22 protein-coding genes are annotated in these 18,932 nt (G+C 67.9%); 4 read left to right on the forward strand and 18 right to left on the reverse strand.

Annotated elements, in window-relative coordinates:
• Positions 1-22: 22 nt before the first annotated feature.
• From fxlA to GQ466_RS16330, 7 genes are all read right to left on the reverse strand, one after another.
• The gene (gene fxlA / locus GQ466_RS16300; RefSeq protein WP_161103667.1) at positions 23-166 is read right to left on the reverse strand and encodes an FxLD family lanthipeptide; all 144 of its coding nucleotides are present in this window, start codon (positions 164-166) and stop codon (positions 23-25) included.
• A complete protein-coding gene (fxlM, locus tag GQ466_RS16305; protein WP_161103668.1) occupies positions 166-1,425 on the reverse strand; it encodes a methyltransferase, FxLD system in 1,260 nt (419 codons plus the stop codon). Before fxlM ends, fxlA begins: the two co-directional genes overlap by 1 nt.
• Positions 1,426-1,950: 525 nt before the next feature.
• Entirely contained in the window at positions 1,951-2,760 is an 810-nt protein-coding gene (locus tag GQ466_RS16310) for an endonuclease/exonuclease/phosphatase family protein (protein ID WP_161103669.1), read from the reverse strand.
• A gap of 119 nt (positions 2,761-2,879) precedes the next feature.
• Positions 2,880-3,779, reverse strand: a complete 900-nt coding sequence (locus GQ466_RS16315; protein ID WP_161103670.1) for an endonuclease/exonuclease/phosphatase family protein — start codon at positions 3,777-3,779, stop codon at positions 2,880-2,882.
• The gene (locus tag GQ466_RS16320) at positions 3,721-4,161 is read right to left on the reverse strand and encodes a hypothetical protein (RefSeq protein WP_161103671.1); all 441 of its coding nucleotides are present in this window, start codon (positions 4,159-4,161) and stop codon (positions 3,721-3,723) included. Before GQ466_RS16320 ends, GQ466_RS16315 begins: the two co-directional genes overlap by 59 nt.
• Positions 4,158-4,301, reverse strand: a complete 144-nt coding sequence (locus GQ466_RS16325) for a hypothetical protein (RefSeq protein ID WP_161103672.1) — start codon at positions 4,299-4,301, stop codon at positions 4,158-4,160. Before GQ466_RS16325 ends, GQ466_RS16320 begins: the two co-directional genes overlap by 4 nt.
• Positions 4,298-4,639 (reverse strand): hypothetical protein, encoded by a 342-nt coding sequence (locus GQ466_RS16330; protein WP_161103673.1) that lies wholly within the window; start codon positions 4,637-4,639, stop codon positions 4,298-4,300. Before GQ466_RS16330 ends, GQ466_RS16325 begins: the two co-directional genes overlap by 4 nt.
• A 180-nt stretch (positions 4,640-4,819) precedes the next feature.
• On the opposite strand from GQ466_RS16330, the gene GQ466_RS16335 reads away from it, so the two are divergent.
• Both GQ466_RS16335 and GQ466_RS16340 read left to right on the forward strand, forming a co-directional pair.
• A complete protein-coding gene (locus GQ466_RS16335; protein ID WP_161103674.1) occupies positions 4,820-5,605 on the forward strand; it encodes a helix-turn-helix domain-containing protein in 786 nt (261 codons plus the stop codon).
• Positions 5,602-5,802, forward strand: coding sequence for a DUF397 domain-containing protein (locus GQ466_RS16340; RefSeq protein WP_161103675.1), 201 nt, complete (start codon positions 5,602-5,604; stop codon positions 5,800-5,802). Before GQ466_RS16335 ends, GQ466_RS16340 begins: the two co-directional genes overlap by 4 nt.
• Before the next feature lie 156 nt (positions 5,803-5,958).
• On the opposite strand, the gene GQ466_RS16345 is transcribed toward GQ466_RS16340, so the two are convergent.
• The 10 genes from GQ466_RS16345 to GQ466_RS16390 form a co-directional block, all read right to left on the reverse strand.
• Positions 5,959-7,245: a pentapeptide repeat-containing protein gene (locus tag GQ466_RS16345; protein ID WP_202420463.1), complete on the reverse strand. Its 1,287-nt coding sequence runs from the start codon at positions 7,243-7,245 to the stop codon at positions 5,959-5,961.
• A gap of 551 nt (positions 7,246-7,796) precedes the next feature.
• The gene (locus tag GQ466_RS16350) at positions 7,797-8,405 is read right to left on the reverse strand and encodes a hypothetical protein (RefSeq protein ID WP_161103676.1); all 609 of its coding nucleotides are present in this window, start codon (positions 8,403-8,405) and stop codon (positions 7,797-7,799) included.
• 245 nt (positions 8,406-8,650) lie between these two features.
• Positions 8,651-9,556, reverse strand: a complete 906-nt coding sequence (locus GQ466_RS16355) for a phosphoadenosine phosphosulfate reductase domain-containing protein (protein WP_161103677.1) — start codon at positions 9,554-9,556, stop codon at positions 8,651-8,653.
• A 107-nt stretch (positions 9,557-9,663) separates the two neighbouring features.
• On the reverse strand, positions 9,664-10,311 hold the full coding sequence (locus tag GQ466_RS16360; RefSeq protein ID WP_202420464.1) for a hypothetical protein: 648 nt from the start codon (positions 10,309-10,311) through the stop codon (positions 9,664-9,666).
• A 130-nt stretch (positions 10,312-10,441) separates the two neighbouring features.
• Complete coding sequence (locus GQ466_RS16365; protein WP_202420465.1) at positions 10,442-11,164, reverse strand: DUF2786 domain-containing protein; 723 nt, start codon at positions 11,162-11,164, stop codon at positions 10,442-10,444.
• Between the two features lie 392 nt (positions 11,165-11,556).
• Positions 11,557-12,135 (reverse strand): helix-turn-helix domain-containing protein, encoded by a 579-nt coding sequence (locus GQ466_RS16370; RefSeq protein ID WP_161103679.1) that lies wholly within the window; start codon positions 12,133-12,135, stop codon positions 11,557-11,559.
• Positions 12,136-12,139: 4 nt separating this feature from the next.
• Positions 12,140-12,664: an HAD family hydrolase gene (locus GQ466_RS16375; protein ID WP_161103680.1), complete on the reverse strand. Its 525-nt coding sequence runs from the start codon at positions 12,662-12,664 to the stop codon at positions 12,140-12,142.
• A 14-nt stretch (positions 12,665-12,678) separates the two neighbouring features.
• Positions 12,679-13,716, reverse strand: coding sequence for a hypothetical protein (locus GQ466_RS16380; protein WP_161103681.1), 1,038 nt, complete (start codon positions 13,714-13,716; stop codon positions 12,679-12,681).
• 87 nt (positions 13,717-13,803) lie between these two features.
• A complete protein-coding gene (locus tag GQ466_RS16385; protein ID WP_161103682.1) occupies positions 13,804-14,649 on the reverse strand; it encodes an SAM-dependent methyltransferase in 846 nt (281 codons plus the stop codon).
• 195 nt (positions 14,650-14,844) lie between these two features.
• Entirely contained in the window at positions 14,845-15,783 is a 939-nt protein-coding gene (locus tag GQ466_RS16390) for a hypothetical protein (protein WP_161103683.1), read from the reverse strand.
• A gap of 326 nt (positions 15,784-16,109) precedes the next feature.
• On the opposite strand from GQ466_RS16390, the gene GQ466_RS16395 reads away from it, so the two are divergent.
• Positions 16,110-16,907 carry a helix-turn-helix domain-containing protein gene (locus GQ466_RS16395; protein ID WP_161103684.1) on the forward strand — a complete coding sequence of 266 codons (798 nt, stop codon included), beginning with the start codon at positions 16,110-16,112 and terminating at the stop codon, positions 16,905-16,907.
• On the opposite strand, the gene GQ466_RS16400 is transcribed toward GQ466_RS16395, so the two are convergent.
• The gene (locus GQ466_RS16400; protein WP_202420466.1) at positions 16,879-17,592 is read right to left on the reverse strand and encodes an HAD hydrolase-like protein; all 714 of its coding nucleotides are present in this window, start codon (positions 17,590-17,592) and stop codon (positions 16,879-16,881) included. The two genes, GQ466_RS16395 and GQ466_RS16400, sit on opposite strands and share 29 nt — an antisense overlap.
• A 468-nt stretch (positions 17,593-18,060) precedes the next feature.
• On the opposite strand from GQ466_RS16400, the gene GQ466_RS16405 reads away from it, so the two are divergent.
• A complete protein-coding gene (locus GQ466_RS16405; protein ID WP_161103685.1) occupies positions 18,061-18,876 on the forward strand; it encodes a hypothetical protein in 816 nt (271 codons plus the stop codon).
• Positions 18,877-18,932 lie beyond the last annotated feature (56 nt).

The following is an 18,932-nucleotide window of genomic DNA, read 5'->3' on the forward strand; positions in this document are numbered from 1 at the left end:
GGCTCGTGGGACCGGGTCGGCGTCAGCCGCCCGAGCAGGCGTCCGAGCCCGTGTTGCCCGAGCCGCAGTTGTCGTCGGTGCTGGTGGCGTACCCGCTCGCCACCGGCCCGGCGTCGACCAGGCGCAGGTTCAGCTCGGTGTCGAGCGGCGGGTTCTCCTCATCCATCACTGGACTCCCTTCTCGTGGTTCTCCTGGGGGGTGAAGGTCACGGACATGCGGCTGCGCCGCTTGTCCAGTACCGCCCCGTCCGGCAGGTCGCCGTCGGGGGTGTCGGCGGGGAGGACGTGCAGGGTCGGTGCCGGGCTGCCGGCGTCCACCCACGCGCGCATGTGCCCGGCCATGCGCGCGACGGTCGCCTCGGCGTCGGGACCGTGCGCGCGGGCGCCGAGATCGAACATCCGGTCGGTCCAGCGCAGGGCCGACCGGTAGGTGAGGGTGATGCCGCCATCGCCTTCGCTGAGGTTGGCGGGGGTCCCGAACCGCCAGGCCGGGGCGACGATGCCTGAGTCGACGGCCTCCTGCTGGGCGGAGAGCACCACGAACCCCTCGCGCAGCCGGGTCGCCAGCCACAGGTCCAGGTCGGCCAGAACCGTCCGGGGCGGAAGACTCACCCCGGCCCACGCCTCCACCACGGGCCGGCTCAGGATGCCTTCGACGGCGGCGGCGTCGACCTTCTCGTCTTCGTCCAGACGCAGATGAACGCCTTCGGCGATGTCGACGTAGCGAATCTCGTGGGCGCCGTCGCCCTGCATGGGAACGAACCCGCACAGCCGGTGGCTCTCGCTGACCAGGCCGTTCCCCGACGGGCGCAGCGTCCACGAACGGGTCATCCCGAACGTGCGCAGCGGAACGACCAGGACGCCGTCGTCGGTGAGCTGGTCCCGCCACGCGGGCGGGACGTCCCACGCCCCGACCGTGACGATGATCAGGTCATAGCGGCGCCCCGGCTCGATCGGATACTCGGCGTCCGAGCACACCACCTTCACGCTTTCGTAGCCCGCTGCGGCCAGGCACGCCGAGGCCCGGTCGGTCACCTCCGGGTCGATGTCGACGGTCGTCACCGATCCGGACGCACCGACGAGTTCGGCCAGCAGTGAGGCGTTGTAGCCGCCACTGCCGATCTCCAGCACGTGACGCCCCTCCAGGCCGTCGAGCGCGTCGGCGGCTTGGCCGATCATCTCGGCGATCAGGAACGGCGCCGACACCGAGGAGATGCTCTCGTCGCCGCGCCGTTTGGTCACGATCGCGGTGTTCTCGTATGCCTCTTCGGCCGGCACGCCAGGCGCGTACAGCTCGCGGGGCACCGTCCGCAGCGCCGCCTCCACTTCCGGCCGCAGCACGAGGCCCTTCGCGGTGTGATCGGCCGCCAGCCTGTCGACCATCGCGTTCCGCAGATCTTCGCTGCCCATCGTGTCGACGCTCATGTTGTTCCTCTCCCCATATCCGAGTTGCCCCGGTTCGGGCGACTTGGCGTTCCTTCAGGCCACGCGCGACGACCGGGTTCGGCCTAGCTGCCGATGCCGACGGCGTCCCACCGCGCAATGGTGCCCGACGGCAGGCTCACCGGACGGCGAAACGCCTTGTGCCGCGTTCACGTGCAGCCTTTGGGGCCGCGATGCCATTACGTGAGCTTTTGTGCGAAACGGTTCCGGGGTCCTTTCCGCACGCCCGAAAACCAGCGTCGCCAGTGACGCCGCCCGGTTCGCCTCGCATATCCGGTCTGGCCGGTCGCCAGGTGCGGAACCGCGACCCTCACCGGTGCGCAACCGGTGAACCGCGCAGGCTCATCTATTGAAGTCGCACGGCGGGGACGCGGAAACCGCGTTACGGGGACGCTTGGGGACGTTCAGCGGTGATGCGAACGTCCCCGCTCCGTTTCAGCGAGACACCGCGAGCCGACTGTTCGTGTCACCTCCGGGCATAGTGGGGTATGCGGGAAACCTGGGATGTTATGCCGCTTTCTCGGCCGCAGCGCCGAACTGAAGCGTCGCGACGACGGGGCTGTGATCGGACAGATAGTCATGGCCGCTGCCCGTCGCGTTGTCCACGCACGAGATCACCTCGTGCGTGACGTGTTCGACGGGGAGGTTGTTGTGCATGATGCGGTCGCACCGGTAGGCGAGCTTGCCGGGCTCGATGTGACCGACAGTCGGGGTCGTATCGCCGACGGATGCACCGACGTCAACGAACCCGGCGCGAGCTATGGCCTGCGCCGCGCGGCGGTCGCGTTTGCCGTGCGCACGTCCGTCGTCGGTGTCGTCCGGGCTCGGGAGAGGGTCGGTGGCGGGGACCGCGTTCATGTCGCCCAGGAGGATGGCGCGGCAGTTCTTGTAGAGGCCGAGCTGCTGTCCTTCTCTGGCGCGCTGGTCCTCTGAGGAAGGCGCCAGATGGGTGTTAAGGAAGTCGAAGGTGCCGATGCCGTCGACGTCGACCTCGACGTGAGCGAGCGCGTGCCACCACGACCCGCTGGTGTCATGGGCTTCGCCGACGACGCGGACGCCGGGGCGTTCGCGGACGAAGGTCGCCAGCGCACACGCGTGGTGGTTGCTCGGCGTCAGGACCCGGGCCGTCATGCCGAGCCGGTGGGCGACGTGGTGGAGCATCTCCGCGCCGCGGTGCCTCCAGGTCGCCTCCTGGAGCCCCAGGAGGTCGAGGTCGAGTTCGGCGAGGAGGTCGATCTGACGTTCCAGGCGGGACGCGTCCGTCCCGTCGAGACCGCCTTCGAGCAGGTTCCACGTGCCGATACGCAAGCTGGTCAAGGAGTCCTCGTTTCGTCGGTGGTCTTCCGGAGGGGAGGTGACCAGCCGCAGGTCGCGGTTCCGGCCGTAGGCCGGGGACCGGCGCCGCAGCCGGACGCCCGGGGGATTTCCGGCTTGGCTCACAGCCGCGCCGGTCGTAGCTCTAGGGCGCGCTGGCGCGGGGTGTCGGCGCTGGCCAGGTCGTATTCGGAGACGATGGGGCTGTGGTCGCTCGTCGTGGTGTCGAGCCGGTGATAGTTGCGGATCGCCCGCCGCAGGGGCTCGGTCACGTGGAACTGGTCGACGCGGACCCGGAGCTGCCCGGTCGCGTCGAGATGGGCGTCGTCGCCGTCCGTCAGGTAGAGCGCGCGGGCGACGTCGACCAGCCTGCCGGCCTCTAGCTTTCGGGCGATGGAGAAGTCAGCGCGCAGGACGTCGGTCGGGTGCGTGCGCTCTTCGCACCGGGCCATCTGGACGTTGCGGGGCAGCCGTTCCCACATCGGCTCCGGATCGCCTTCGGGGCAGTAGTTCACGTCTCCCCCGACGATTGCGTGCTGGCCGCCTTTGCGCCACAGCCGTCCGATGATCAGCTCGGCGTCCTGGAGCGCCTTCAAGCGGGAGCCGGGGAACAGGTGAAGGGAGGCGAGCCGCAGACGCATCCCGTCGGGGATGGGCGAGTCGGGGCTCGCCGCGACGACGGTGGCGACACCGAACCCCATCGCCGTCAGGTGGGACCAGCGATCGTCCCAGTGCTCCAGCCGGATACACGCGGGGTCGTAGCCGAGCACGGTGTGGTTGCGGTCGCTGGACGGCGCGACCAGCAGCCGGAGCGGCCGTCCGTGCGCCGCTAGCTCGTCTTCCCACCGGGCGCGGACGGCTTGGTCGGCGAAGTCGCGCATCTCCTGGAGGAAGACGACGTCGGGTTCCTGCGCCGCGATGAGCTTGACTTGGTCGCGCCAGCGGTTCGCGGGAACGCCGTCCTCATCGACCGCGCCGCCGTCCTTGGTGTTCCAGGACAGGGCTTTCAGCAGTCGGGGCATGATCGTTCCTCTCGCGTCGGGAGGTTCCGGCCGTGGCCGGGCTCAGGAGCGGTTGGGGGTGGTCGCTGCCCGCCCGGTATTCCGGGCGGGGAGCCGCTGGGTCCGGCGCGAGCCGCTGGACGACGATGTCGGCGACGTCGTCTGGGGCGCTGACCGGCGCCAGGACTTCGCCGATGCGGGGACTGCCTTCGTCGTGGTAGATGGCGAAGCAGTCGCCGAGGACGGCAACCTCGATCTTGCGGTGCGTCGCCGGGCCGTCGCCGTAGGCGACGGCGTAGAAAAGGGGGAACTCCCCGTAGCGGATCAGGACGCCGCAGGACACGCCGCGCGCCTCGGCGGCGCGCTCGACCTGCTGCAGCAGGCGCAGCGCTTCGGCGGTCACGTCGACTTCCACCAGCGCGCGAGCCGCCGCAGGGCGGGCTGGAGGACGAGCGGCCCGAACAGCCAGCCCCCGGCGAAGACGATCACCGTGTAGGCGAGGAGGCCCCAGAACAGTTCGGCGAGGTCGTCGGGGGTCATCATGCGTCGGCCTCCGCGCCCAGGATGCGGGCGAGGGCTTGCACGGCGCGGTCGACGTCTTCGGCCAGGCCGATCGCGTTGCGCGGGTCGAAACCCCAGACGAAACGCCACCCGCCCCGGTCCATATCGCAACCGACCTCCTCCGAGCGGTCGCGGAACGACGCGTGCAGCAGTGGGGGGAGCCCTGTCGCGGTGTCCACGACCTTGCAGGAGATCGCGGGGTAGGCGGTCCTCGTCGCTTGGGCGAGGTTGGTGAGCCGCACGACGCGGTCGTTGGGCGGCGGGGTCGTCGTGGCGGAGGGCGTTGCGGTCGCGGCGTGGCGCGGCTTTACGTTGCTCATGCGGGGTCTCGCCTCGGGTGCGATTTCTGCGATCGGTGTCCGTCTTCATGGACAACTCTTCGCTTCGCTGCTACTGAGTGCCAGGGAACAACGCCTACAGGTAACGCCGATGCGGCTACAGTTCACCTACAAAAGCTTGTTGGTGTGTCCGGAAGGCCCCCGATGCCGGAAATTGATCCCATGACGAGCGCCCGCGACTTCTTCATCTTCCACATGAAGCGGTTGCGGGACGAGCACGGCTTGTCGCAGGACGCGTTGGCCGAGAGGGTCGACTACACGGGCAAGTACATCGGCATGGTGGAGACCAAGAGGCGCCGTCCGAGCAGGAAGCTCGCGAAAAAGCTCGACGTCGTCTTCGGCCTCCCGATGTTCTTCGAGGCGCTCTTGCCGCGGATCGCCGAGGAGGTGGGGCTGCCCCCGGGGTTCTGGGAGTACGTCGACGAAGAGGGCCGCGCGACCCTGATCCGGATCTACGACCAGTTCATCGTGCCCGGCCTCTTCCAGACCGAGGAGTACGCCCGCGAAGTACTCAAGGCCGGGCGCCGACCGGACCGCCTGGAGGAACTGGTCCAGACCCGGTTGGAGCGCCAGGCCGTCCTGGAGGGCGAGGAACCACCCACGGTGATCGTGGTCCTGGAGGAGAACGCGATCCGGAAGGTCGTCGGCAGCCGGGAGATCACCCGTCGGCAGCTCGAAGCGATCCTCAAGTGGTCCCAGGAACCCAACATCACGTTCTACGTGGTGCAGGCCGAGGCCCAGTCGTTCCCGGAGACCAGCTTCGTGATGCTGGGCTTCAACGACTCCCAGGACGTCGGCTACCAGGACAGCATCGGCGGGCGCGGAACGCTCACCGAGGCGGGTCCTGCGGTGACGGAGATGGCGGTAGGGTTCGAGCTGATCCGAGAGGTGGCATTGTCTGCTGCGGACTCGGCACAGTTGATCCGCGAAGTCATGGAGTCGCTTTGAACACGGTCGAGCTGACGTGGCGCAAGAGCAGCCACTCCGGCGGTACCTCCGGTCAGTGCGTCGAGCTGGCCGCCCTCGGTGCCGCCTACGTCGGAATCCGGGACAGCAAGAACCCCTCCCGCGGACACCTGAGCGTCGGCAAGGGCGGGATGGCGACGCTGGTCGCCAGCGTCAAGGCCGGCGCTTTCGACATCTGACCGGCTGCACGTCGAAGATCCCCTCCGCAGGAGAGGACCTTTCGTCGTCTGGAGACGTGTCGTCTAGGACGCTCGATCGTCACCTACGCGCCTCCGCTTTCCGTCGTGCCATGCTCAGTGACAGCGATGACCGGACTCGAAGACGGCACCCGTCGGTCACCCGCTGCGGTCTAGTTGTTCACCTATCCCGTCCGGCAGACCCATAGGACGCTGGCCCATCGCACGCGCAAAGTTGACCGCGCCGCCCTCGAACCGGGCCCTCTCGAAGTGGACTGTGCCGCCCCTGAACTCGGCGCTACCGAAGTCGACCTTGCCGCCCATGAACAGGGCACTTCCGAAGTCGACCGTGCCGCCTTTGAACTTGGCGCTACCGAAGTCGACCTTGCCGCCCTCGAACCGGGCTCTCCCGAAGTCGACCTTGCCGCCCTCGAACCGGGCTCTCCCGAAGTCGACCTTGCCGCCCCTGAACTCGGCGAGCCTGAAGGTGGCCATGCCGCCCTCGAAATAGGCACTCCCGAAGGTGACCGTGCCGCCCTCGAACCGGGCGTGACTGAAGATGACCGCGCCGCCCGTGAACGCGGCGCCAAGGAAGTTGATCCTGCCGCCCTCAAACCTCGCTCCTCCGAAATTGACCACATCGCTTGCGAAGCGGGCGTAATTGAGGTCGATCGTGCCGTCCACGAACCGGGCCTTACGGAAGGAGACGGTGCCGCCGGTGAAGACGGCTTGGCTAAGGTCGCCGCCATCGAAGACGACATCGGTGAAGTCGAAGTCGTGGCCCTGCCAGGAGACGACCGTGGCGTCGTCGCGTAGATGGTTCCCGATGATGCGGATGATGGTGTGCCGGACCTCGCGCAAGGCGCGGTAGACGGTACGGGCGCGGGCGAGCTCGGCCGGGTCTTGCCCGTCGCCGGGGTGGTGGCTGGGCTCGGGGTCATACGGTAGCCGGAGGTAGGCGCACAGCACGTCAATGCACGTTTGCCGTAGCTGGCGGGTGGGGGCATCGTCGGCCAGGCCGGCCAGGGCGTGGACGCCGCCGAGCTGGATCGCCGGGGATGAGTCGCCGAGCTGGGCGACGGCCGACGTGAACCGGTCGCTGTGCAGCTTGGTGTTCTCGCGCAGGGCTGCGTTCTCCTCGGTGCGCTGCTTCCGGTAGGCGACCACGAGCGCTACCAGGCCGCCCAACCCCGCGACCACCGCGAACGACAGCTTCACCAGGTCGAACAACACCGAGGAGCTGATCTGCCGCTCGCGCCGCACACCATGCACGTCCAGGAGATCCAGCCCCACCCACAACGCACCGCCGGCGACCGCCACCGCCGTGACGAACGTCCCGCCCAACGACGCCCACATCGGCATCATCCGCGCGGGACGCCGCATCTCCGGGCCACTCGCACGCCGCCTCACCAGCCATCCCACCAACCTCATGTCGGTCAGACGCACCCGCTCCAGCCAGCGTTCACCACCGAGTCCCGAACGTCCGCATCCGGTCGCCGACCGGTGAACCTGGTCTTCACCGGTTCAGAGGGACCGTTTTCTGGTTGCGGCCGGGGCATGGTGGGTCGTAGCGAACGGTGCTCATCCTGCACTCGGTCGCGCAGCGCAGACACTCGTACACCTGGTGCCCGCCCAGGCCGCCGTTGTTGCGCAGCGACCTTGGGCAGGCGCACGGCGACCAGCCGACCGTCACCCGCCGAGGTCCGAGGTCGTGCCCGAGCGGGCACACGAATGGCGAGGCGGCGAAGGACATCACAACGACACGGTACCGAACGCATGTTCGATCCCATCATGGTGGGATAGCCGCTCCCCGCATGCCGAAGGTACCGACTAGCCTGAGCGCGCGTTGAGCGGGCCGGGCAACGAGCCACGCGCACACACCGCACGTGGGCCGCCCGCCTCGGCAAGATTCAGTCTCAGAGAACCGGTGCGCCGTGGCGCCTCATGAATCGGCCGACCGCCTTCCAACTCTCATCGACGGATGCCGCTCGGCATGGTCAGGATGGCGCCGACGCTTCCTGTAGCAGGCTGCGGGCGTAAGGCTTGCTGATTCCGAGCCGCGCGGCAATGTCCGCGGGCGACAGGTCCACGCCTTCCGCCGCGGCGTCGGCCAGGAGTTCGGCGACCTGGGTGAGGCGCTCGTCCTTGCCTTGCCTGGTCCGCGGTCTCGTGTCGGTTGATCCTGGGCGTCGTCCGGCGCCGGCGCCCTTGCCGGGGCGAGGGAACTGGATGAGGTCTTGTCGGCGCCAGAACTTTACGCCGTGAATTAGCCGATGCGTCGGGATCAAGTGCGGCGTCTTCTTGGCGTAGGTGTCCCACGTCGCTCGGCTGATTCCCCAGAGGCCGGCGGACTCGTGGGCGTCCAGCAGATCGTCGGGACTGTCCGCGGCAGGCACCGCCGGCACCGGGCGGTCTTCACGGTGGGCAAGGATCTGCTCTTGGTCCCAGAGCATCTTGTAGCCCGGCTTGTCGCCATGCTGGTTCACCGGGCGCGGAAACGACGGCTCCTCGAAGAGCCCGGCGGCCTTGGCCGCGCGTAGGGAAGGGTAGCCGCACGCCGTCGCGACCTCTTCAGCGTTGAGGACCGTCCGTCCTGCGCGGATCATCGCCTACCTTTCCTCACCATGCCAACGCCGGATGCAGGCCGGCAAGGCACCAGTATCCTGGCAGATGCTCCTCTGATCCCCGGCTTGTCCGGGGGCGTGCGGTGGAGTAACCGGGCCGATGGGACGCCACCCGCATCCTCAGGGACGCGGATCCCATCGGCCCACCCCTGTCCACCGAAGCTCCCCGGCTCAGGACGGAGCGGGCACTCGCTGGACGCTCGTCAGAGGCTTGGAGAGCCTCGCTGTCAGTCCTTCCAGTCGAGGACGGAGCGCGCCCGCGCTGTGCTCTGCGCAATCTCGATGACCTCTGCCATAGATAGGTCCACCTTGAAAGAATGTCCGATCCGCTCCTCGACCGCGGCGTACTCGGCGGCGAGCTGAGGGTTCAACTGTGCGGCGAGCACTAGCGCGTTCTTTGGCGCCAAGACGCAGAAGCAGCAACTGAGCCGGGCGAGGCCGGTGTCGTAGGCCCAGTGGTAGCGCGTTCCCGCCTGGTGAATGCGCTCCCAGATCTGCCCTACGGTCCATGAGTGGACCGGTAGCCACTCGTCAACGTATCTGCGGCTGTTGCTGGCGCCATTGCCCCGTTCCGATCTTTCCTTGCCCTGGCACGAAGGGCAGGTGCAAGTCTTGCCTCCGTCGTGCCGAAAGGAGACTTTCAAGGCGCGATCGGCGGACTCTTCCGCGCGCATCCCCATAACATTGAGGATCCGAACCGGCCGGTCAACGATCCCTTCACCTCTCGTCTCGCTGGTGAGGTAGGTCATGACCGTGCGAATCGGCCCACGCTTGTGATCGCTTGAGCAGTACCGGCGCTTGGAGTCTGGAAACCTGCGTCGGGCTTCTATCTGCTCCAGCAGCGTTTGAGGGTTACCGAACTTCGTGTACCGGCTCACGGTCTCAAAACGCAAGCCATAGTCTCGGGCATGTTCCTGGGCAAGCTCCTTAGCCCCCTCCCATTCCATCTCGCCGAGATCGGCATGGACAACGACGATCCGATGCATCACCCCAGCGGCTCTGGCGTGCTGCGCGAGCACGTCGAGCGCGGCTTGGGAATCCTTGCCCCCGGAGGAACTGAACAAGATGATGTCGTACCAGGCAAGGTCGGGGACGTCCGGGTCCGCGCCGGTGGGTGCTCCTGACGTTCTCAAGGTTTGCCGCCTTTTGAAAGTGGTGCGGTGGGCTAGCCGGATGCGCGCCACACGCGCCCGGCCGGCTGATTCCTCGTAGCGAGTTCGCCGTTCGTGGTGGAGATTGCCTAGAACAGGGCGTCGTGAGTGCCGACCTTGCGCGCCCAGGAGAGGACGTTCGGAAGGTTCCGATCGGGCCCGTAAGTCAGGTAGGTCCCGTCCACAGAGTGCGCGCGACACTCCTCGGCCGCGTAGACGTACCGCTGCTCGCTGTTCACACGCCCGACGTGGACGTGCTTGCCCATGTCCCGGGCAACCTGGGCAAGGCGGGCGGCATGCTTGCCGAGCTTCCAGCTGGTGTCGCCGCCGATGAAGAGAGCGTCGAACTCGTCCCAGAGGTACCAGTTGTCAAGCTCCATGCCGTTCTGTGCCGCGAGCGCCGCCGGGAATCCGAGCTCGCGGATATTGCCGAGCATGCGGCGAGACCGGTCCCAGGTCGCGAAGTGGTCCGCGACAACGTCGGGGGCAACCACGAAGAGGCAGCGTTCGGCATGAGCTCTCAGCGTCGTGAGGTAGCGCAGGAACTCAAGGTCGCCGGGGTATGTGTTGCCGAAGACGCCGTTGTCGGCGCACCACAGGTAGCTGTCCTCGATGAGATTGCCTTGCCTGGGCGTGGCGATCATGCCGAGCCGTCCGGCACGGATGTGCTCTCGGATCGCCTCAGTCGACGGGGGCGTCAGGTAGAGGGGGGAGTTGAAGTAGACGGGTTCTGGCATGAGGTTGCTCCAGGGGCGCGCGGTGGAAAGGACGCCGGGCCCCGAGCGCCACACTCGGGGCCCGGCGTCAGCGGCTTGAGATTGCCTCCTGTGGCCCGGAGATCAGCGGGCCACAGGAGATGGGGGTCCGCTAGTGGTGCGAACGGTCAAGTGCTCGGCGGTTGCCGAGATCGGCTCGCTGTCCATCCCTGTAACCAGCCATGCGTCCGCTCCCCGAGAGCTTGCGCGAGATCGCCTTGATGCCCTGGGTGCGTTCCCTCCAGGCGTCCTGGACACGGTCCGCCCGATCTGCAAGCACAAGTGCAGTAGACCGTGTCCCTGCGGTTGCGGTGGCCGATCCCGCTTCTGCCTGCTGCCTCGCGTGGTTTTCGGCGACCTTGAGTCGCTCGTGAACTGCGATTGCGAATCCCTGGTACCAAGTCCGGCGGAACGCTTTGACGCTCTCGCCAAAGGGAACTTGCGTCGCGGCCATCGCGTGCGTGGCCTGAACCAGCAGAGAGGTGAACAACAAGTTCACGCGCTCTCTATCTGATTCGTAGCCGAAGACGGTGGCGCTGTACGTCGGCCCGGCCTTGTAGAAGACCATCTTGCACCCAAGCGCCTCCGCCACGTGGTGGAGGAGGGTGACCTTGTCGAGTGCGTAGGGCGCGTGTAGCCGGATGCGCTCACTGTCTCCGATGGTGTCCGTTTCGGGTTCGACATCGCTGAGCATTGCGTGTTCGATGCCGTACTTCGCCATCAGGCCGACAGCCTTTGCCGTGAACGCCTCCGCTTCCTGGACGTTGCCGGTACTTTCCGCATGGGCAAGCAGCCCGCGGATCCGGGCGAGGATCGGGTTCTCGGGAGCGGTCATGTTGCTTCCTCCAGAACGAAACGTGCGGTGATGTGAGGTCGGGGCGCCACACCCCTCATCAAAAATCATACCCTAAATATTTACACCAATGCAACATCGACTGCTCTACTCGGACGATGGTCGACTCCCGTGCCTTCGCTCGTACGAGCTCGAACGCGACTGCGCACGCGATGATCTCGTCATCAGGGCGGGACAGCCGGACATGGCGCGGAGGGCCGGGCCACAGATCCAGGGTGAGCGCACCATTCCGCACAGTTCCCGGCGGCGGCGCAACGGCACGTCGCGCCAGTGGGACCGGTCATGAGGGCGGTTCCTGGACGGCTGCAATCCGCTTGCGGTGTGTCCTGCGCACGGTTGCGGCTCTTCCTTGCCAGCGGCGGATCGCGCCTGCGTCAACGCTTCAGCGAAGAGGCCGAGTCAGTCGCAGCCCGGCTCGACCGGCCGAGGATCGCGGCGATGCGCGTGATCACCACAGGACCGTCGGCGTCCGTCAGCCCGGGGAAGGAGTCGACCGGCTTTCGGGCGAGTGTCGCTGAAGGCGGCTCCCCGTACTCGTGTGCGTAGTGCTTCGCGAATCTGCCCTGGTGGCGGTATCCGACACCGCTAGCCACGTGTTGAACTCGTGTAGCCGGACGCTGTCCGATCACAAGCGCGTTGCGGGCGTGGAATAGGCGGATCGTGCGGAGCAGCGCGATCGGGTTGCGTCCGAGGTGACGGGCGCAAAGAAGTTCTGCTTGACGTCTGCTGACGCCGCCTGCTTCGGCGATGTCGTCTAGCGTGAGTTTGGGGTTGGCGAAGTCCTCGGCCATGAGCTGGACGATCTGCTCGATCGGCGTTGGTCCGCGCTCCGGTTCAGCGTCTTCGACGGGTTGGACCAGGATGATCGTGTGATGTCCGCAGACCGGGCAGGGGTTCGCCGCTACCTCGTGCTGATCTGCGATCGTGTTCTGTTCGCCGGTTTGCGAGCGCACGGTACTACCGGCCTCTGTACTGGCGGGCTGCTCGCAGGACCGGTGGAAGCGCGGCGAACGCGACGAGGCGGAACGCGCGTGGCGGTAGCGGAGGCGGGATGAGCCCGTCCGGTCGTTCGATCAGCGCGGCGATCATGCCTTTCGCCGTGGCCGGTGCGATGTCGTGTTCACGGTTGTTGCCGACCATCAACACGTGTTCAGGTTCGAGGTTCCCGGCCGCGTCCAGCACGCGGTCGAAGAACGCTGGGGAGGGCTTCGCGATGCCGAGCTTGGCCGACTCCAGAACGGAATCCTCGCGGAAGAGGTGAAGGACGCCCGCTTGCTCCAGGGCTTTGATGCGGTCCTGGTCCGGGCGGGTGTTGGACGCCAGGACCAGCGCGTACCCCATCTCGGCGAGCTGGTGGAACGCAGCGACGGCCAAGGGAAGCACCGGCCGCATCCGCAGCTTGGGGTCGATGGGCTGGCTGGAGTCGGTGATCGTTCCGCCGTAGTCGATCGCGACAGCGCGGACCTGCGCCAGCTCCTGCATCATTCCGACAATACTCACGCCGCGCCCTCCTTCTCCGTCGGCCTGGCGGTGGTGTTCACGTGCGTGCCCAGGCGTGGCGGGCGGCCGAGCCGTCCCGACAGCAGGACGAGCGCGGCGGGCGCGGCGCTGGCGGCCAGCGTCACGAGTGCCGCGGCGGGGGCGTATGCGGCGAGGGCGTTGCTGAGGGTGTGGCCGGCGATGATCGGCTCGGCGCGTCGCGTGCGCTGGAAGATCCACACGTGCGTGCAGGTGAAGGCCGCGACGGCGAGTGCGGGGAATCCGAAGTACAGATGCGGCGTGATGCGGAGTGTGCAGGCGACGGCGTAGATCTCCCAGGCGGGACGGCGCGCCGCCGTCAGCAGAACCACGGGCAGCGCGAGCAGAGGGACTTCCTCGCGCGCCCCTGCGGCGAGAACGTTCGCGGCGTACTGCACGGCGCCGTGCAGATCCAGCACCTGGCCTTGGGATTCGGTCATGCGCGGCCACGGCAGGCTCCACAGCCAGTTCTCCAGGACGTCGGTCACCAGGAAGCCCGCGAGGGAGACGCTGAGCGCCATGCCCGCTTGAGCTGCGCCTTCGCGGCTGGTGAGCGGGGTCGGCCTTCGCCGTCCTCGCCGGCCTTTCGCCGGGATGAACCCCAGGGCGGACGGCGCCATCCCCGCGTCCACGATCACGGCCAAGGCCAGCGCGCCGCCCACGACGGTCAGCAGGACCACGCCGACGGCCTCGGCGATGCTTGCGGTGAGCGGCGCGAGCACGGCGCCCGCCAGCAGAGCCGCCGCCGACAGGCCACCCGCCCAGCGGGTTCGGGCGCCGTGACGGCGGCGGACCATCCACAGCAGCCACGCCGACGCGACGATGATGCTGGGAGCGGACGAGTTGCCCGGCGGCTGCGGCCAGTGCGCGTTCTCGGCACCGAGCAGGCGTGCGAACTCAGCGGCGGCGCCTCCCATATCCGGGCCGAACAGCACGGCGGTAACAGCCAGCAGGCGCCCGTAGGCTGCGGCGGCGGGAAGCGGCGGTCGCGACGGGGAGATCGAGCGGATCGGCATGAAGTGGTCGTGTTCCTCGGTGCGGAAGGTGAAGGCAGGCGTGCTCGGTTGGGTTCGCCGCGGTGCGGCTCGACGGCGCGGCCGGGTTTAGGGGAGGCGCAGCACGCCTCCGTACTCGTAGGCGCCGGGGGTGCGGTGCGACGCTCCGACGTAGGGCTTCAGTTCGTCCGGGACGGGCGGCAGTGGCGGTTCGTGCGGGTCGGGCAGCCAGTGGGCCACGTTCATCAGGCGGCCCGGCCCGACCGCGTCCAGGCCCGTCAGCAGTTCGTCCACCTGAGCGGGGGTGCGGGTCTGCCAGAGGATGCCGGCCTCGCTGAACGCGTCGGCCATGTGCGCGCCGCGTTCGGCGTCCTCGTCCACGGCCTGTGAGAACGCGAGGTAGTTCACGCGCGGCCCGGCGGTGAGGAGCGTGTCGATGCTCTGGCGGGGTTCGTCCTCGTCCGGCAGGTGATGTCCGACGCTGAAGAGCAGGACGGCGAACGGTTCGTGGAAGTCGATGAGCTGTTCGACCGCTGGATCGTCCAGGACCGATCTGGCGTCCCGGAAGTCGGCGGTGACGACCACGGTCCTGCCGGTGTCGTCGGCCAGGAGCGCACGGCCGTGCGCCAGCACGACCGGGTCGTTGTCCACGTACACCACGCGCGCCTGCGGGTCGATCTCCTGCGCGATCTGGTGGACGTTGCGGCTGGTCGGCAGCCCGCAGCCCAGGTCGATGAACTGCTGCACGCCGTGCGCTTGGACCAGGTGGCGCACCGCTCGGCGCAGGAACCGCCGGTTGGCCCGCGCCGCGTCGAGGTTGGCGGGGAACCGGGAGAGGATGTCCAGGACCAGGCGGCGGTCGACGTCGTAGTGGTCTTTGCCGCCCAGTAGCCAGTCGTAGCCGCGTGCGGAGGACGGGACGCTGGTGATGGCGTCCAAGGGCTGGTTGAGCATGCGGTGCTCCTTGCAGGGCCGTGGCCGGTACCGCCGGGTTCGGCTGGGGAGATCGCCAAAGGTGTGCTGGCGGAGAAAGGGGTGCTCCGGCCTCCCCGGGGAACGGCGGAGGCCGGAGCCCTCCGGGTCGCCATGTCGCCCGGAGGAGCCTCATCGGAGGGGACGCGGCGACGTCGTCTCAGGCGTCCAGGACGCTCACAGGTCCAGGGCGAACGAGATGCGCGCGTGGTCGGAGCCCGGGTTGTCCTGGTCGATCGGGTGAACGTGGTAGCTGCCGGTGACGTAGGCGTCGCGGGCGGGCGGGTTCAGGACGGCGCGGTCGATGGTGAGGGACTGGCGTCCGTTGGGGCGTGCGATCTGGGTCGGGGTGAAGTCCCCTTCGATCTCCGCCACGTCGCTGAACCCCAGGCCACCGACCCGGCCGCCGACAGGGTCGCCGTCCTGCCAATAGCCGCACAGGTAGTCCAGCGCTTGGGTGTCCACGACGTGCGGGCCGGCCTGCGCGGGGCCGTGCTGAAACCGCGTTCGCCAGCCGAGGCTGTGCGGCTCGTACACGCCGGGAGCGTTCAGGTCTTCCGGTTCCCACCGAGGCCCCGAAAGGGGCGTCTCCCAGTCGCCCACGATGGCGCACGGCGGCCAGTCGGGGTTGGCGAACCGGTCGAACCCCCGGGCGTCTTCGAGGCGCTGGTCACCGCTGTGGATGTCGCCGTGATGGGCGATGACGATGAACTCATCGCTCTCGGGCCGTCCGGGGATCTGTGCGCGCAAGGTGTTGCGGTTGCGGCTCATGAAGTCCGGAGCCCGGTCGTCGTACCACCGAAGCACTTCGACCGCCTGCGGGTTCACGAAGATGGTTGGCGCGACCGGCCCGGCCTCCCTCGGGAGGCTCCCGGGCAGCGGCGTGTACGCCGGGCCGCCCGCACGACGCATCGCACGCGCCGCGGCCCACATGCCCTCGCCGCCGTTGAACCGCCAGCGGTCGCCCTCGCCGACCACCAGGACGTCGGGCCAGTGCCCAGGCTTCATGATCCGGACGAGGCCGTCGAACGAGAACCGTCCGCCGTCTCCGAAGTAATTGGGGTCCGAGCGTCCGCCGTGTTCGTAGTTCAGGTAGTCGATCCAGAGCTGGGTCATGGGCGCGCGCCTTTCCGTGAACGGAGGAGAACGGTTGACGCTGCGGGACATCAGCCGTCGACGGACGTGATCCCGGCAGCAGAGGCGACCGTTCAACCCGTCGACGGGTTCGTCGCGCTCAGTTGCGGTCCGGCCGTGTCGCCGTGCCCCCTACCGAGTCTCACCACGTCCTGGTCGCCGGGTCGAAATGTCTGTCACGCGCCGGGAACGCGGTGTCGTCGTGCTCTATTCGATCTGAGCTGCGAGGACGTAGAAACCTCGCTACGCGGGCGCTGGGGGACGTTAGCCTTTCGGCGGAAACGTCCCCTAACTTCCCGGCGGCTGATGTGAATGAACGCCTGCGCGCGGCGATCGAGGAACGAGGGCTTACCGCCAAGGAGGTCGCCGAGCACGTCGGCATCGACCCCAAGAGCGTCCAGCGGTGGATCACCAAGGACGTGACGCCGCGCCGCTCGGCGGCCCGCGCCGCGGCTGGACTGCTCGGAGTCAAGGCGAGCTACCTGTGGCCCGAGCTGGAGACCCCGCCGAGCGCCGACGCCGCCCGCTCAGAAGTCGTGGAGCTTTACCCGCACCGGTCCAGCACGCCGCGTCGCCTGTGGATGGATCTACTCGCAGACGTCCGCGAGGAGCTGTGGCTGTTCGCTAACGCCAGCCTCTTCCTGCCGGAGGAGAACCCCGAGTCGATCCCCCTGATCCGTCGGAAGGCGTCGCAGGGCGTGCGGGTCCGCATCCTCATGGGCGACCCCGACAGCCCCGAGATGGAACTGCGGGGCGTCGAAGAGCGACTGTACGAGGCCATACCGGCGCGCATCCGGATGGCGCTGGCCTACTACAGCCCGCTCGTGGGGGTCCCGGGGATCACGTTCCTGCTGCACCGCACGAGCCTTTATAACTCGATCTTCCGCTACGACGACCAGATGCTGATCAACCAGCACGCCTATGGCACCTACGGCTACCTGGCGCCGATCCTGCATCTGCGTCGAATGCCCGGCGGGACGTTCTTCGAGACCTACATCAACTCGTTCGAGCGGGTGTGGGAGACGGCCCGCCCGATCGAGGAGAGCACGTTCTGGCAGCAACGGACCGGAGCCGCGATCAGCGCGCAGCGTCCAGCAGGGTCTTGACGGCCGCCAGGAACGCGTCGGTGTCGGCGAGGTCCGGCAGCACGATATCCGCGCCCTCCCGCGCCAGGACCTCCGCGCTGTCCTTGCCCGAGGCCACGGCCAGCACCTTCGCGCCGCCGTTGACGCCGGCGCGCACGTCGTTGGGCGTGTCACCGATCAGGACCGTGTTCGCTCGGGCGAAGGACGCTCCGTACTTGGCTCCGGCACGGTCCTGCGCCACGGCGACGAGGTTGGCGCGGACCCGGTCGTCGTCTCCGTAGCCGCCGACGGCGAAGTCCAGCGGCCCGGCCAGCCCGAACGTGTCCACCTTGACGAACGCGTTGTGGGCGAGGTTGCCGGTCAGCACCGACTGCACGACCCGCTCGTCCTCGGCCAGCGCGGCGAGCGCGGCCCGCGCACCGGGCAGCTCACGCCCGCGCCGCGCCAGCTCCTCGCGGCGCTCGTCCATAGCTTCGTGCAGGGCGGCGGGCAGCCGTTTGGCCATGTCGTCGGTGAAGGTGATCCCGTGCCGTTCGCACAGGTCGGCGATGATCAGGAAGTCCGTGCTGCCCCCGGTCACGGCCCGGTGCTCGGGCCGCCGTCCGGTCAACCTGGAGAAGGCCGCACCGTAGTTGTCCTTACTCACCCCGCCGTTCGCGATCAGAGTGTTGTCCACGTCCCACAGCACCAGCGCAGTCTTCGTCACGAGACGGCACCCTATGCGCGCCCACACCGCATCGACCCCGCTTTCGGGCAACCGTTCCGGTGCGTGCAGGCCGCCGAGCGGCTGGTGGGCGTCGTGCGACCCGTCCGGTGATCGGGAACGCAGAGCGTGCCGGTGAACAGTGCCAGCGCACCATTGCTACCGACCCGGTCGCCTCAGGCGTCGGCGACGGCCGGTCGGTGCCGACATAGTTCCTGCTCATCGCCTTCTGCGTGCATGGGCGTGGCTGGTCTCGGTGTCAACACCCGCTGCGACTAGGTAGCGACCTCTGCGCGGCCACCGTCGCCGAGCAGTCGGGCGTCGCGTTGCTGCCGGATTCCTGTTGAAGCTGATCACCAAACATCCGCTAGCCACTTGTTAACCGAAAAAATTAGGGTATGATTATTGTAGAAGGAAGGGGTGTGGCGCTCCGCCTTCATCATCACCGCACGCGAAACGGGAGGACCCCACGTGAGCAACAGCAACGATCAACACGAGACCAAGCTCGCCCAGTCGGAGACGCAACGCGAGTCGCGTGAGCCTTTCAGCGATGCCTGCGAGGTTCTTCAGCGCATCGGCGTGAAAATTGAACGCGGACTGGCGGAAGCGCGTCGGTTCGATGGAGGGGCACTGCTTCCGACTTCTTCGGTGCTCGTTCCGTCCTTCGACGCCGTCGAGCTCGCCGACACCCAGATCGGCGGCCGAGCCGGTGGAACTGGCGCTGCTTGGCTGACGGTCAAGGAGGATGCGCGCCACTACGGGACCGAGGATATCGTCGAGGCGGCCTTCGAGATCACGCGCCTCTGGGGAAAAGCCCTTGCCTGCGTGGCGGACAACAACAACCAGGACGCGGAGCTGATGAATCGGCTCGCCGAAATCGAAGGGGGGCTGGACCACGCTCTCGCGGTACTGGAAGCCAGCATGGCAACGAAGGCGAGCGACCGCTCCTACATCGAGTCGGGACGACGCAGGATCAAGGAGATCGTCGAGGATGCCAGCGGTGCCGAACGCCTCCTTCGCGATCTCCTTCACTACCTCTCGGAGGGCGACAACCTGGCCAAGGTCGTCGTCGACAACGTGGTCAGCTGGGACGACGAGTACGGCGATGAGACCGGAGAAGCCTGGTACACCGATCCGGACGAAGTGTTCGCCCAGATGGTCGCCGCGCTGAGAGACAACTTCGGTCGCCAGAACCCGGACGACGCCGATGAGGCGTGGGGCGAAGTGCTCTCCAAGGCTGAAGAGATCAACCGGCTGCGCCGTGTCGATCCTGCGGACCCTTCGTAGGTCGCGTCACCCACAACTGCTCGCTGGGCCGAAGCGCTGCGCTTCGGCCCAGCCGA

Origin of the sequence: Actinomadura rayongensis (genome assembly GCF_009831215.1) — a bacterium.
GTDB classification, from domain to species: Bacteria; Actinomycetota; Actinomycetes; order Streptosporangiales; family Streptosporangiaceae; genus Spirillospora; species Spirillospora rayongensis.

Bases quoted from the DNA above. Each gene is read 5' to 3' on its own strand.
- GQ466_RS16375 (WP_161103680.1), bottom strand. From the start codon at position 12,664: ATGCAGGAGCTGGCGCAGGTCCGCGCTGTCGCGATCGACTACGGCGGA.
- fxlM (WP_161103668.1), bottom strand. From the start codon at position 1,425: ATGAGCGTCGACACGATGGGCAGCGAAGATCTGCGGAACGCGATGGTC.
- GQ466_RS16365 (WP_202420465.1), bottom strand. From the start codon at position 11,164: ATGACCGCTCCCGAGAACCCGATCCTCGCCCGGATCCGCGGGCTGCTT.
- GQ466_RS16325 (WP_161103672.1), bottom strand. From the start codon at position 4,301: ATGATGACCCCCGACGACCTCGCCGAACTGTTCTGGGGCCTCCTCGCC.
- GQ466_RS16330 (WP_161103673.1), bottom strand. From the start codon at position 4,639: ATGAGCAACGTAAAGCCGCGCCACGCCGCGACCGCAACGCCCTCCGCC.
- GQ466_RS16335 (WP_161103674.1), top strand. From the start codon at position 4,820: ATGACGAGCGCCCGCGACTTCTTCATCTTCCACATGAAGCGGTTGCGG.
- GQ466_RS16350 (WP_161103676.1), bottom strand. From the start codon at position 8,405: ATGATCCGCGCAGGACGGACGGTCCTCAACGCTGAAGAGGTCGCGACG.
- GQ466_RS16385 (WP_161103682.1), bottom strand. From the start codon at position 14,649: ATGCTCAACCAGCCCTTGGACGCCATCACCAGCGTCCCGTCCTCCGCA.
- GQ466_RS16315 (WP_161103670.1), bottom strand. From the start codon at position 3,779: ATGCCCCGACTGCTGAAAGCCCTGTCCTGGAACACCAAGGACGGCGGC.
- GQ466_RS16360 (WP_202420464.1), bottom strand. From the start codon at position 10,311: ATGCCAGAACCCGTCTACTTCAACTCCCCCCTCTACCTGACGCCCCCG.
- fxlA (WP_161103667.1), bottom strand. From the start codon at position 166: ATGGATGAGGAGAACCCGCCGCTCGACACCGAGCTGAACCTGCGCCTG.
- GQ466_RS16390 (WP_161103683.1), bottom strand. From the start codon at position 15,783: ATGACCCAGCTCTGGATCGACTACCTGAACTACGAACACGGCGGACGC.
- GQ466_RS16380 (WP_161103681.1), bottom strand. From the start codon at position 13,716: ATGCCGATCCGCTCGATCTCCCCGTCGCGACCGCCGCTTCCCGCCGCC.